This window comes from Enterobacter sp. HK-058-C-ECC (assembly GCF_047531125.1).
In the GTDB taxonomy this organism is placed as follows: domain Bacteria; phylum Pseudomonadota; class Gammaproteobacteria; order Enterobacterales; family Enterobacteriaceae; genus Enterobacter; species Enterobacter quasiroggenkampii.
In genome coordinates this window covers 150,097-163,606 of record NZ_JBLKCH010000003.1, presented here as the reverse complement: position 1 = coordinate 163,606, position 13,510 = coordinate 150,097, and the positions used below count along the sequence as shown (strand labels likewise).

8 protein-coding genes are annotated in these 13,510 nt (G+C 58.0%); all 8 read left to right on the top strand.

Features of this window, described 5'->3' with window-relative positions:
• The first annotated feature begins 8 nt into the window (after window positions 1-8).
• The 8 genes from ACMWJS_RS08885 to recD all read left to right on the top strand — a co-directional run bounded on the left by ACMWJS_RS08885 (window position 9) and on the right by recD (window position 13,495).
• Window positions 9-470: a prepilin peptidase-dependent protein gene (locus ACMWJS_RS08885; RefSeq protein ID WP_262779273.1), complete on the top strand. Its 462-nt coding sequence runs from the start codon at window positions 9-11 to the stop codon at window positions 468-470.
• Window positions 464-1,024, top strand: a complete 561-nt coding sequence (locus tag ACMWJS_RS08880; RefSeq protein ID WP_414746961.1) for a prepilin peptidase-dependent protein — start codon at window positions 464-466, stop codon at window positions 1,022-1,024. Before ACMWJS_RS08885 ends, ACMWJS_RS08880 begins: the two co-directional genes overlap by 7 nt.
• Window positions 1,021-1,422 carry a DUF2509 family protein gene (locus ACMWJS_RS08875; RefSeq protein WP_334763377.1) on the top strand — a complete coding sequence of 134 codons (402 nt, stop codon included), beginning with the start codon at window positions 1,021-1,023 and terminating at the stop codon, window positions 1,420-1,422. The genes ACMWJS_RS08880 and ACMWJS_RS08875 overlap by 4 nt, the downstream gene beginning before the upstream one ends.
• On the top strand, window positions 1,407-1,730 hold the full coding sequence (locus tag ACMWJS_RS08870; RefSeq protein ID WP_048029169.1) for a prepilin-type N-terminal cleavage/methylation domain-containing protein: 324 nt from the start codon (window positions 1,407-1,409) through the stop codon (window positions 1,728-1,730). The genes ACMWJS_RS08875 and ACMWJS_RS08870 overlap by 16 nt, the downstream gene beginning before the upstream one ends.
• Window positions 1,731-1,742: 12 nt before the next feature.
• The gene (gene recC, locus ACMWJS_RS08865) at window positions 1,743-5,117 is read left to right on the top strand and encodes an exodeoxyribonuclease V subunit gamma (RefSeq protein ID WP_414746960.1); all 3,375 of its coding nucleotides are present in this window, start codon (window positions 1,743-1,745) and stop codon (window positions 5,115-5,117) included.
• 139 nt (window positions 5,118-5,256) lie between these two features.
• The gene (gene ptrA / locus ACMWJS_RS08860; RefSeq protein WP_069720008.1) at window positions 5,257-8,139 is read left to right on the top strand and encodes a pitrilysin; all 2,883 of its coding nucleotides are present in this window, start codon (window positions 5,257-5,259) and stop codon (window positions 8,137-8,139) included.
• Complete coding sequence (gene recB, locus ACMWJS_RS08855) at window positions 8,136-11,678, top strand: exodeoxyribonuclease V subunit beta (RefSeq protein ID WP_414746959.1); 3,543 nt, start codon at window positions 8,136-8,138, stop codon at window positions 11,676-11,678. The genes ptrA and recB overlap by 4 nt, the downstream gene beginning before the upstream one ends.
• Window positions 11,675-13,495 (top strand): exodeoxyribonuclease V subunit alpha, encoded by a 1,821-nt coding sequence (gene recD / locus ACMWJS_RS08850; RefSeq protein WP_414746958.1) that lies wholly within the window; start codon window positions 11,675-11,677, stop codon window positions 13,493-13,495. The genes recB and recD overlap by 4 nt, the downstream gene beginning before the upstream one ends.
• Window positions 13,496-13,510: the final 15 nt, after the last annotated feature.

Here is a 13,510-nt window from a genome sequence, read left to right as displayed (position 1 = left end):
CTCCCGGTATGAAAAAAGAGAACGGTTTTACGCTTATCGAAACGCTGGTCGCCGTTTCGCTTGTCGTCATCCTTAGCGCCTCGGGCCTGTACGGCTGGGACAGCTGGCAACGGCAACAGCGGTTGTGGCAAACCGCCAGCCAGGTGCGAGATTACCTTCTGTTTCTGCGCAACCATGCCAACCGCCACAACCGCGACCATCAAATTACCCGTCAGCGGATGGGGGACCGGGACTGTCTGGCGAGCTCTGCCGTGCAAGGCTGTGAAAAGGACAGTCCCTTTGTGCTGATTCCACTCTGGCCTGAGGTCACGATCGGCGAGGTCACGCCGTCCCTCGGGTTCTACGGATTACGGGATACGGCATGGGCGGGGCGGATACGCGTTCAAAGCCGTGCTGGAGAATGGTTGATTATGGTCTCAAATGGAGGACGCATCAGGATGTGTCAGGTCTCTGAGGGAGGTTCATGTTGATGAGGCAGCGCGGTTTCTCACTGACAGAAGTGTTGATTGCCACGGCGATGAGCAGCCTTTTGCTGATAAGCGCATCGCGTTTTTTACCCGGGCTACAGCGGGCCGTATTACTGCAATCCGGCCAGCGAGAGCTGGAAGAAGAGGTCTGGCAACACCTGTTCGCCCTCGGCAAACAGCTTCAGCGTGCGGGGTACTGCGCGGGAAATTGCCAGGGACAGGCGCTGGCGATCGGCAGGCAGGGGAGCTGCATCATTGTGCGGTGGGATGCCAACAGTAACGGTCGCTGGGATAGCAGCACATCAGAAAATGATAGCACCGGTTTTCGTCTGGAATCGGGGGCGCTGGAAACCCTGCGTGGCGCGGCGTCGTGTGAAGGAAAAGGGTGGGAAAAGCTCACGGACCCGGACAGGCTTGCGATCGCGCATTTTGTCGTGAGGAAAGTGGAACATGCCGGTTTTGCGCCAGAGGTAATTATCGAACTGGCCGCGAGGCGTAAAGGCGATAAAGGGGAACCCTGGCAGGCGTTGTATACGGTCACGGGGTACAACCTGTGAGCCGTCAACGCGGGATGTCTTCGCTGGCGCTGGTTCTGCTTTTATTGGTGCTCGGTACCCTGATCCTGACGGGGCTAAACCAGCAGGTCACAACGTTCAGTGCGCTCGTTGGCGGTGAGAGCCGCTCGCTTCAGCAGCAGGCGACGGTACAGTCCGCGCTTGAGTGGGGACGTGTTCAGCGCTGGGCGCCAGAGCTACAAATCCAGTGCAAAAAGGCATCGACATGGCGAGTGTGTTTGCGTCAACTGAGTGAGGCGCGTGTACTACTGACAGCCGGCGGTAACGACCTGCTGCTCTGGCGTGCAGGGGAGATCGTCGACGGGAACGTGCGCTTTTCGCCTCACGGCTGGAGCGATTTTTGTCCCCTTAAGGAGAGCGCGTTATGTCAGCTGCCGTGAGCAGAGAAAAAGGGTTTAGCATGGTTGAGGTCCTGCTGGCGATGATGCTGCTGCTGGTGGTCGTGACCGCACTGTCGGGGTATCACCGGGCACTGGCGGCGCGGTTCACCGCATTTAATCAGTATCGCCAGCTCTGGCACCATGCCTGGAACCAGTCTCAGCTCTCAACAAATGTTCTTCCTGCAGGCTGGCAGGCCCGTCGGGGGCAGACAACGCTCGCAGGATGTGTCAGCATCACGGTTACACTTATTTCTCCTCTGGGGCGGCGCGGTGAGTTAACGCGTCTGCATTGCCCGGTTAGCCAGTAGTCGGGAGCGTCTATGTTAAGGGTCTACCACTCAAATCGTCTGGATGTGCTGGAAGCACTGATGGAGTTTATCGTTGAGCGCGAGCGGCTTGACGATCCTTTTGAGCCTGAAATGGTGCTGGTGCAGAGCACCGGTATGGCACAGTGGCTGCAAATGTCGCTTTCCCGCAAGTTTGGCATTGCCGCGAATATTGATTTTCCGCTGCCTGCGAGCTTTATCTGGGAGATGTTTGTCCGCGTGTTGCCGGATATCCCGGAGCAGAGCGCGTTCAACAAGCAGGCCATGAGCTGGAAGCTGATGGCGCTGCTGCCGGAAATGCTGCAGCACGATGAATTTGCCATGCTGCGTCACTACCTCAATGACGATACCGACAAGCGCAAGCTGTTCCAACTGGCGTCGCGCACCGCCGATCTCTACGACCAATACCTTGTTTATCGCTCTGACTGGTTAATTCGTTGGGAAGCGGGCGAGTTGGTTGAAGGCCTGCCGGAGGCGCAAATATGGCAGGCCCCGCTGTGGAAAGCCCTGGTAGAGCATACGGAGAAACTGGGCCAGCCTAAGTGGCACCGTGCCAATCTCTACGATCGGTTTATCTCGATACTTGAAAATGCGTCGGAGCGCCCGGCCCGACTGCCGTCACGCGTATTTATCTGCGGAATATCCGCATTACCCCCTGTCTATCTGAAAGCGTTGAATGCGCTGGGTAAACATATTGATATCCATATTTTGTTTACCAACCCTTGCCGACAGTACTGGGGGGATATCCTCGACGAACGCTGGCTGGCGCGGCTGGTGACCCGCCAACGAAAACGCCTTTTTGAAGAACGATCCATCCCGCTGTTTAAAGACGGCTCGACTGCCGGGCAGCTTTTCGATGAAGACGGTATTCAGAACCTGCCCAATCCGCTGCTTGCCTCATGGGGGAAGCTGGGGCGTGACTACATTCACATGCTTTCAGACATCACTTCCTCAGGTGAAGGTGACGTGGATGCCTTTGTTGAGATCGCCCCGGACAGCCTGCTGCATAATATCCAGTTAGATATTCTGGATCTGGAAAACCGTGCTGTCATGGGCGTGACGGCGAACGAGTTCGAACGCAGCGACAATAAGCGAAAACTGGATCCTGACGATCGCAGTATCACGATCCACGTTTGTCACAGCCCGCAGCGTGAGGTCGAAGTGCTTCACGACCAGCTGCTGGCGATGCTGCAGGAAGATCCCGACCTGACGCCACGCGATATCGTGGTGATGGTGGCGGATATCGACAGCTACAGTCCCTTTATTCAGGCCGTTTTTGGCAGCGCGACGGGCGAGCGATACCTGCCTTACGCGATATCTGACCGTCGTGCCCGCCAGTCGCATCCGGTATTACAGGCGTTTATCACTCTCCTGTCACTGCCGGATAGCCGGTTTATCTCCGAAGATGTCCTGGCGTTGCTGGATGTTCCCGTGCTGGCCGCACGCTTCAACATCAATGAAGAGGGCCTGCGCTACCTTCGTCAGTGGGTTAACGAGTCTGGCGTACGCTGGGGGATCGATGACGATAACGTTCAGGAATTCGAGCTTCCCCCTACCGGGCAGCACACCTGGCGATTTGGCCTGACGCGTATGCTGTTGGGCTATGCCATGGAAAGCAGCCAGGGCGAGTGGAATGAGGTGCTGCCTTACGATGAGTCCAGCGGGTTAATTGCTGAACTGGTGGGGCATTTAGCATCGCTATTAATGCAGCTTAACCGCTGGCGATATGCGCTGTTGCAGCCGCGTCCACTTGAAGAATGGCTCCCGGTCTGCAGGGCGTTACTCAATGATTTCTTCCTGCCGGACAATGACACCGAAGCGGCGATGGCGCTCATTGAAACCCAGTGGCAGGCTATCATCGACGAAGGCGTGAATTCTCATTACCACGAGGCCATCCCGCTGTCGCTGTTGCGGGATGAGCTGACGCAGCGGCTTGACCAGGAGCGAATCAGCCAGCGTTTCCTGGCGGGTCCTGTCAATATCTGCACCCTGATGCCCATGCGTTCTATCCCGTTCAGGGTGGTCTGCCTGCTTGGCATGAACGACGGTGTGTATCCGCGCGCGCTGCCGCCGCTGGGGTTCGATTTGATGAGCGCAAACCCAAAACGGGGCGATCGTAGCCGCCGTGATGATGACCGCTACCTCTTCCTGGAAGCGCTCATTTCCGCGCAGAGTAAGCTCTATATCAGCTATATCGGTCGTTCCATTCAGGACAACAGCGAGCGTTTCCCCTCCGTTCTGGTGCAGGAGCTGGTGGACTATATCGGCCAGAGCCACTACCTGCCGGGAGATGAGGAGCGCAACTGTGATGAGAGCGAGCAGAGGGTGAAAGCCCATATCACCTGTTTCCACAGCCGCATGCCGTTTGACCCGGTGAACTATATTGCCAGCGAGCGCCAGAGCTACGCCCTTGAGTGGTTGCCGGCGGCGAAAAAGGAAGGGAATGCGCATACCGATTTCATTCAGGAACTTGCCCCGCGCCCTATCGACACACTGACCTTCGAGCAGCTTCAGCGGTTTTGGGCGCATCCGGTGCGCGCCTTTTTCCAGCAACGACTGCAGGTCAACTTCCGCTCTGAAGAGAGCGAAATTCCTGAGGCAGAGCCGTTTACGCTGGAAGGTCTGGAGCGCTATCAGTTAAATCTGCAGCTGCTGAACGCGCTGGTTGAAGAGGAAGATGCCGACAAACTTTACCGCCGCTACCGTGCTGCAGGTCAGCTGCCCTACGGAGCGTTTGGGGAGATCGTCTGGGAGGCGCAGTGTCAGGAGATGACCGCCCTGGCAGAGCGCGTACGAGCGTGCCGACAGCCAGGGAAAAGTATTGAAATCGATCTCAACTGCAACGGGGTACAGCTCACGGGCTGGTTAACCCAGGTTCAGCCGGATGGGCTGCTGCGCTGGCGGCCCTCTATGCTCAGCGTTTCTCAGGGTTTGCAACTCTGGCTCGAACATCTTGTCTACAGTGCGGGAGGGCATAAAGGTGAAAGCCGGATTTTCGTGCGCAAAGAGGGCGAGTGGCGCTTCCCGCCGATGGAAGCCGAGCAGGCGTTAGGGTATCTCTCTTTGTACATTGAGGGCTACCGCCAGGGAATGAACAAACCGCTCCTGTTACTGCCGGAAAGTGGCGGCGCCTGGATAAAAGCCTGTTATGACGCACAGAATGATGCGATGTTAACGGATGAGGCTTCGTTGCAGAAAGCACGCAGCAAATTTATGCAGGCCTACGAAGGAAACATGATGGTGCGGGGCGAAGGGGATGATGTCTGGTATCAGCGTTTGTGGCGAACGCTCGAACCAGAATACCTGGAGGCTATCACGGAAGAGGCGCAGCGCTACCTGCTGCCGTTGTTTAAATTTAATCAGTCCTGAGCGCTGTATAAAAATTGCGCAGATAAGGGTGTTCATTTATGATGCATTTCTTATCACGGACTGATGTACCCAAAGAAAGAGATGTTGGCGTGTCCAGCACGCAGTTTGTTAATGATGTAGCCGTGATAAAGAGGTCGTAATGCCAGGCAGCACCTTGTTTAAAGCGTTTGTTTTGTTTATTGCCCTTTGGGCGCCCGTCACTCACGCAGACTCCGGTTGGCAACCCGTTCAGGAAACTATCCGTAAGAGCGAAAAGGATACCCGTCAATATCAGGCTATTCGCCTTGATAACGGGATGACCGTGCTGCTGGTTTCCGACCCGCAGGCGGTGAAATCCCTGTCGGCATTAGTGGTGCCGGTTGGGTCGCTGGAAGATCCTGACGCTCATCCTGGGCTTGCACACTATCTGGAACATATGACGCTGATGGGGTCAAAAAAATACCCGCAGCCAGATAGCCTGTCCGAATTTCTGAAGATGCATGGCGGCAGCCACAATGCCAGTACGGCGCCGTACCGCACCGCCTTTTATCTCGAAGTCGAAAATGATGCGCTGGAAGGGGCGGTCGATCGCCTCGCTGATTCCATCGCCGCGCCGTTGCTGGATAAAAAATACGCCGAGCGTGAACGCAATGCGGTGAATGCCGAGCTGACCATGGCCCGCACCCGAGACGGTATGCGCATGGCGCAGGTCAGCGCCGAAACCATCAACCCTGCGCACCCGGGCTCGCGCTTCTCCGGGGGTAACCTGGAAACCTTGAGCGACAAACCGAACAGCCCGGTGCTGGATGCCCTGCACGCGTTTCGCGATAAATACTACTCCGCCAACCTGATGAAGGCGGTCATCTACAGCAATAAACCGTTGCCAGAGCTGGCAGCCATGGCGGCCAAAACCTTTGGCCGGGTGCCGAATAAAAATATCGACCTGCCGCAAATCACCGTTCCGGTGGTCACGGATGCGCAAAAAGGCATCGTGATCCACTACGTTCCTGCTATGCCGCGCAAAGTGCTGCGCGTGGAATTCCGCATTGATAACAACACGGCACAGTTTCGCAGTAAAACCGATGAGCTGGTCACCTACCTGATTGGTAATCGTAGCCCGGGTACGCTGTCTGACTGGCTGCAAAAGCAGGGGCTGGCGGAAGGCATTCGCGCCGACTCCGATCCGGTTGTGAACGGCAATAGCGGCGTGCTGGCGATCTCCGCGACGCTGACCGACAAAGGACAGGCCAACCGCGATGAAGTCGTGGCGGCTATCTTTAGCTACCTCGCTTTGCTGCGCGAGAAAGGCGTCGATAAGCGCTATTTTGATGAACTCGCGCACGTGCTGGATCTCGATTTCCGTTACCCGTCCATCACCCGCGACATGGACTATGTGGAGTGGCTGGCGGATACCATGATCCGCGTGCCGGTGGAACATACTCTCGACGCGGTGAATATTGCCGACCGGTACGATGCCGGGGCGGTAAAAGCTCGCCTGGCGATGATGACGCCGGAGAATGCCCGCATCTGGTACATCAGCCCGAACGAACCGCATAACAAGACGGCGTATTTTGTCGATGCCCCTTATCAGGTGGATAAAATCAGCGCTCAGACCTTCGCCGACTGGCAGAAAAAGGCCGGGGAGATTGCGTTGAAGCTGCCGGAGCTGAACCCCTATATTCCGGATGACTTCTCGCTGATCAAAACGACGAAAGATTACCCGCACCCGGAGCTCATTATTGATGAGCCCACGCTGCGCGTCGTGTATACCCCAAGCCGCTATTTCGCCAGTGAGCCTAAAGCCGATGTCAGCGTGGTGCTGCGTAACCCGAAAGCCATGAACAGCGCCAAAAATCAGGTGATGTTCGCGCTCAATGACTATCTCGCCGGTATCGCGCTCGATCAGCTCAGCAACCAGGCCGCCGTGGGCGGGATCAGCTTCTCCACCAACGCCAATAACGGTTTGATGCTTAATGCAAACGGCTATACCCAGCGCTTGCCTCAGCTGTTCCAGGCTCTGCTGGAGGGCTACTTCAGCTACACGCCGACGGAGGAGCAGCTTGAGCAGGCTAAATCCTGGTATGCCCAGATGATGGATTCTGCCGAGAAGGGCAAGGCTTACGATCTGGCGCTTATGCCGGCGCAAATGCTGTCGCAGGTTCCTTATTTCCAGCGTGAGGATCGCCGCGCGCTGCTGCCTTCCATCTCCTTAAAAGACGTGCTCGCGTACCGCGATGCGCTGAAAACCAACACGCGTCCGGAGTTCCTGATCGTCGGCAACATGAGTGAGGAGCAGGCCAAAACCCTGGCGGAGAATGTTCGCACTCAGCTCGGCTCTAAAGGCGACGAGTGGTGCCGCAACCAGGACGTGCTGGTTGAGAAAAAACAGAATGTGATTTTTGAAAAGGCGGGCAACAGCACGGATTCCGCGCTGGCCGCGGTCTTTGTGCCAACGGGCTATGATGAATTCGCCAGTTCAGCGCAGAGCGCCGTGCTGGGACAGATTATTCAGCCGTGGTTCTATAACCAGTTACGCACAGAGGAGCAGCTTGGCTACGCGGTGTTTGCCTTCTCCATGAACGTCGGTCGTCAGTGGGGGCTGGGTTTCCTGCTGCAAAGCAGCGATAAACAACCGGCGTATCTCTGGCAGCGTTACCAGGCCTTCTTCCCGCAGGTGGAAGCAAAACTGCGCGCCATGAAGCCGGAAGAGTTTGCCCAGATCCAGCAGGCCGTCATCGCGCAGGTGATGCAGCCGCCGCAGACGCTGGGTGAAGAAGCCTCGCAACTGAGCAAAGATTTCGATCGCGGTAATCTGAAATTTGATTCGCGTGATAAAGTAGTGGCCGAGATAAAACAGCTGACGCCGCAGAAGGTTGCCGACTTCTTCCATCAGGCGGTTATTAAGCCGCAGGGAATAACCATCCTGTCTCAGGTTTCCGGTAGCCAGAACGGGAAAACGGAGTACGTAAACCCGAAAGGCTGGAAAGTCTGGAAGAGCGTCAGCGCGCTGCAGCAATCTATGCCCTGGAGTAAGAAAGAATGACCGATACCGCTGAGTCCCTTGATCCCTTACGTTTACCTCTGCAGGGTGAACGATTGATTGAAGCCTCAGCGGGAACGGGAAAAACCTTCACCATTGCCGCCCTCTATCTGCGCCTGCTGTTAGGGCTTGGCGGCAACGCTGCTTTTCCACGTCCTTTGAGCGTGGAAGAGCTGCTGGTGGTCACCTTCACCGAGGCCGCTACCGCAGAGCTGCGGGGCCGTATTCGTACCAACATCCACGAGCTGCGCATTGCCTGTCTGCGTCAGAGCACGGATAACCCCCTCTACGCCAGCCTTCTGGAAGAGATTGCCGATAAGCAGCAGGCCGCCCAGTGGCTGCTGCTCGCTGAACGGCAGATGGATGAAGCGTCCGTCTTTACCATTCACGGTTTTTGCCAGCGCATGCTGAGCCTGAATGCGTTCGAGTCCGGTATGCTGTTCGAACAGCAGCTCATTGAAGATGAGTCCGTGCTTCGCTATCAGGCCTGCGCGGATTTCTGGCGTCGCCACTGCTACCCCTTACAGCGTGATATCGCCGAAGCGGTACATGCGCTCTGGAAAGGCCCGGAAGCGCTGCTGCGCGCGATCGATCGTTATCTGCAGGGGGAAGCGCCGGTCATTAAATCCCCGCCGCCGGCAGATGAAACTCTGGCCTCACGGCATGAAAAAATCATCGCGAAAATTGCGGATATCAAGCAAAAATGGATGGAGTCAGTCGGCGAGATTGACGCCATTATCGAAAATTCCGGGATTGACCGTCGCAAGTTCAACCGTGGCAATCAGGGAAAATGGATCGATAAGATCAGCGCCTGGGCGCAGGAAGAGACGCGAGGCTATCAGCTCCCGGACGCGCTGGAGAAATTCTCCCAACGTTTCCTGGCTGAGCGGACCAAAACCGACGGCATTGTGCCTGAGCATCCCCTGTTTGTGGCGATTGAAACCCTGCTGGCGGAGCCTCTCACGCTCAACGATCTGATGATCACCCGCGCCATGACCGAAATTCGTGAAGCCGTGGCGCGCGAGAAACGCCGCCGGGGTGAACTGGGTTTCGACGATATGCTGAGCCGCCTGGATGCGGCGCTGTGCAGTGAAAATGGCGAAGCGCTTGCCGCCGCGATTCGCACCCGCTTCCCGGTCGCGATGATTGACGAATTTCAGGACACCGACCCTCAGCAGTACCGCATTTTCCGCCGTATCTGGCGCCAGCAGCCCGACACCGCGCTGTTGTTAATCGGCGATCCGAAACAGGCCATCTACGCCTTCCGCGGTGCGGATATTTTCACCTATATGAAGGCTCGCAGCGAGGTTGATGCGCACTACACGCTCGATACTAACTGGCGCTCCTCTCCCGGCATGGTGGAAAGCGTCAACGCGTTGTTTAGCCGTATGGATACGGCGTTTATGTTCCGGGAGATCCCGTTTCAGCCGGTAAAATTTGCCCCGAAAAATGCCTCGCTGCGCTTCGAGTTTAACGGCGTGACGCAGCCTGCCATGAACTTCTGGCTGCTGGATGGGGAAGGCTGTGGCGTTGCCGACTATCAAAATGCCATGGCCCAGCACTGTGCCGCGCAAATCCGTGACTGGCTCAGTGCCGGGGCGCGGGGCGAGGCGCTGCTGTGGAAGGGGGATAACCCCACCCCGGTAAAGGCATCGGATATTACGGTGCTGGTGCGCAGCCGTCAGGAGGCCGCATTCATCCGCGACGCCCTGACGTTACTGAATATCCCCTCCGTCTACCTCTCGAACCGTGACAGCATCTTTGAAACGCTTGAGGCGCAGGAGATGTTATGGCTGCTGCAGGCCGTGCTGGCCCCGGAGCGGGAAAGCACGCTGCGCAGCGCATTAGCCAGCGCGATGCTCGGACTGAACGCGCGCGATATTGATACCCTCAACAATGACGAAGCCGCGTGGGATGCTGTGGTGGAGGAATTTGTCCACTACCGGGAAAGATGGCAGAAGCGCGGCGTGATGGCGATGGTGCGCGAGCTCATGGCTCAGCGCCACATTGCGGAGAATATGCTGGCTACCGCAGGCGGGGAGCGGCGGCTAACTGATATTTTGCACATCAGCGAACTCTTGCAGGAAGCGGGTACGCAGCTGGAGAGCGAGCACGCCCTGGTGCGCTGGCTGGCGCAGCAGATTGCCGATCCGAACAGCAATTCGTCCAGCCAGCAGATGCGCCTCGAGAGTGATAAACATCTGGTGCAGATCGTCACCATCCACAAGTCGAAAGGCCTGGAATATCCGCTGGTCTGGCTGCCGTTTATCGCCAATTACCGCGTGCAGGATCAGGCTTTTTACCACGATCGCGAGTCTTTTGAGGCGGTGCTCGATCTCAGCAACGCGGAGTCCAGCGTTGAGCTGGCAGAGGCCGAACGTCTGGCGGAAGATTTACGCCTGCTCTATGTGGCGCTAACCCGCTCGGTCTGGCACTGCAGCCTGGGTGTTGCGCCGCTGTTCCGGCGTCGGGGCGAAAAGAGCGGGGAGAGCGATTTTCATCTGAGCGCGCTGGGGCGGCTTATTCAGCAGGGTGAACCCAAAGACGCGGCGGGCCTGCGCCAGTGCATCGAATCCCTTTGCTCTGAGCATGTTGCCCTGCATATTCCTTCGCTGCCCGACAACAGCCGCTGGCACATGCCGGAGCCGCACAAGTCAGATCTCCATGCCCGTCGGGTGGTACGCACGATTGCCGACGACTGGCGCGTTACCAGCTACTCCGGCTTACAGCAGCACGGGCAGAGTATTGCGCAGGATCTGATGCCAAAACTGGACGTGGATGCCGCAGGCGCCGGTAGCGTACCCGTTGAGCCGGTGCTGACGCCGCACCAGTTCCCGCGCGGCGCCTCGCCGGGCACGTTTTTGCACAGCCTGTTTGAAGAACTGGATTTTACCCAGCCGGTTTCCGAAGAGTGGGTGCTACAGATGTTACAGAGCGGTGGTTACGACGCGCAATGGCAGCCGGTTCTCACCGACTGGATCCGCGCGGTTCTGCATGCTCCGCTCACCGCGCAGGGGATCTCGCTTAGCCAGTTGACCGCCAAAGATAAGCAGGTGGAGATGGAGTTTTACCTCCCCATCGCCAGCCCGCTCAGGGCCGAGGCGCTTGATGCGTTGATCCGCGAGTACGATCCGTTATCCGCCGGATGCCCGCCGCTGAACTTCCGCCAGGTGCAGGGGATGCTAAAAGGCTTTATCGACCTTGTTTTCCGCCACGACGGGCGCTACTACCTGCTGGATTACAAATCGAACTGGCTGGGCGAAAACAGCGAAGCCTATACCCAACAGGCGATGGCGTCGGCTATGCAACTGCATCGCTACGATCTGCAGTACCAGCTTTATACCCTGGCGCTGCACCGTTACCTGCGCCATCGTATTGCCGATTACCGTTACGACGCGCATTTTGGCGGCGTGATTTACCTGTTCCTGCGCGGCGTGGATGCCAACGACCCGCGTTCCGGCGTCTTTAGCACGCGTCCGGCTGTGGAGCTGATTGAAAAAATGGATAACCTGTTTGCTGCAGGCACGGAGGAGGTGGCATGACGATGCAGGCGCTACTGCTGGACGCGGTTGAACAACGATTACTGCGCCACCTGGACGTGCAGTTTGCCATGATGGTGGCAGGCGAGGAGCCTGCCGTCATGCTTGCCGCCGCTATTCTGAGCAAAGACGCGGGGGAGGGGCACGTATGTCTGCCGCTGTCGCGTCTGGCGGTGGATGAGAAAATGCCTCCGGCTTTACAGTCGTGTTTCGCGCTGCTGGGTGATGCCGTGGACTGGCAGGCGATACTACGCCGTTCGCCTGCCGTGAGCGGAGCCGATACCGGGACGCCAATGATTCTGGTCGGCGAGCGTTTGTATCTTAACCGGCTGTGGCGTAACGAACTGACGGTGGCGCGCTTTTTCAGCGAGACCAACGCCCCGCTTCCCTGCGATGAAACGCGCCTCCGGCAAACGCTGGATACGCTGTTTTCCTCTGACGAGGCGACAGACTGGCAGAAAGTGGCGGCTGCCGTGGCCTTAACGCGTCGGATCTCGGTGATTTCTGGCGGTCCGGGCACCGGGAAAACGACCACCGTGGCAAAACTGCTTGCCGCACTGATTCAGCTCTCGGGTGCGCAAAAGTGCCGTATTCGCCTGGCGGCCCCCACCGGTAAAGCGGCGGCGCGTCTGACGGAGTCGTTGGGCGGCGCACTGCAAAAGCTGCCGTTAACCGGGGATCAGCTTGCGCTTTTCCCCAATGAAGCCAGCACGCTGCACCGGTTGCTTGGCGCACAGCCAGGCAGCCAGCGTCTGCGCTATCATGCCGGTAATCCCCTGCACCTGGATGTGCTGGTGGTGGATGAGGCGTCGATGATTGACCTGACGATGATGTCGCGTTTGATTGATGCGCTACCGCCGCACGCGCGCGTCATTTTTCTCGGCGATCGTGACCAGCTTGCCTCCGTGGAGGCGGGGGCCGTACTGGGCGATATCTGCACCTATGCCAGCCTGGGGTATACCGCTGAACGCGCCCAGGAGCTCGCCCGTCTCACCGGATGTACGCTCACCTCTGAAAGCCACTCGCTTGCGGGCGCGCTGCGCGACAGCCTGTGTCTGCTGCAGAAAAGCTACCGTTTCGGCAGCGACTCCGGCATCGGCCAGCTTGCGGCGGCCGTAAACCGGGGAGACAGGCACGCCACCTCCGCGGTGTTTGCCGGAACCTTTACGGATATTGAGAAAAAATCGCTGGAAAGCGGGGAGGCGTATCAGGCGATGCTGGATGATGCCCTGCAGGGGTATCAGCACTTTCTGACGGGGGTACAACAGCAGCGTCCGCCGGAGCAGGTCATTGCCGCGTTTGGTGAATATCAGCTGCTCTGTGCACTGAGGGAAGGTCCCTTTGGTGTCCGGGGTCTTAACGACAGGCTGGAACAGTTGCTGGCGCAAAAACGCAAAATTAACCGTACCCCGCACTCGCGCTGGTATGAAGGGCGACCGGTGATGATCTCCCGTAACGACAGCGCGCTGGGGTTGTTTAACGGGGATATCGGGATTGCGCTCGACTGCGGCCAGGGCCTGCGCGTCTGGTTCCAGATGCCGGACGGCAGCGTGAAGTCTTTCCAGCCCAGCCGTTTGCCCGAGCATGAAACCGCCTGGGCGATGACGGTGCATAAATCCCAGGGCTCCGAGTTTATCCACGCGGCGCTGGTCCTGCCCACGCAGCTTTCCCCCGTCATTACCCGCGAGCTGATCTATACCGCCATTACGCGCGCGCGTCAGCGCCTGTCACTGTATACGGATGAACGCGTGCTGGTGCAGGCGATTGCCACCCGCACGGAACGCCGAAGCGGGCTGGGCGCGATATTTGAGTCCCTCTGAACGAACGCCCTCGCC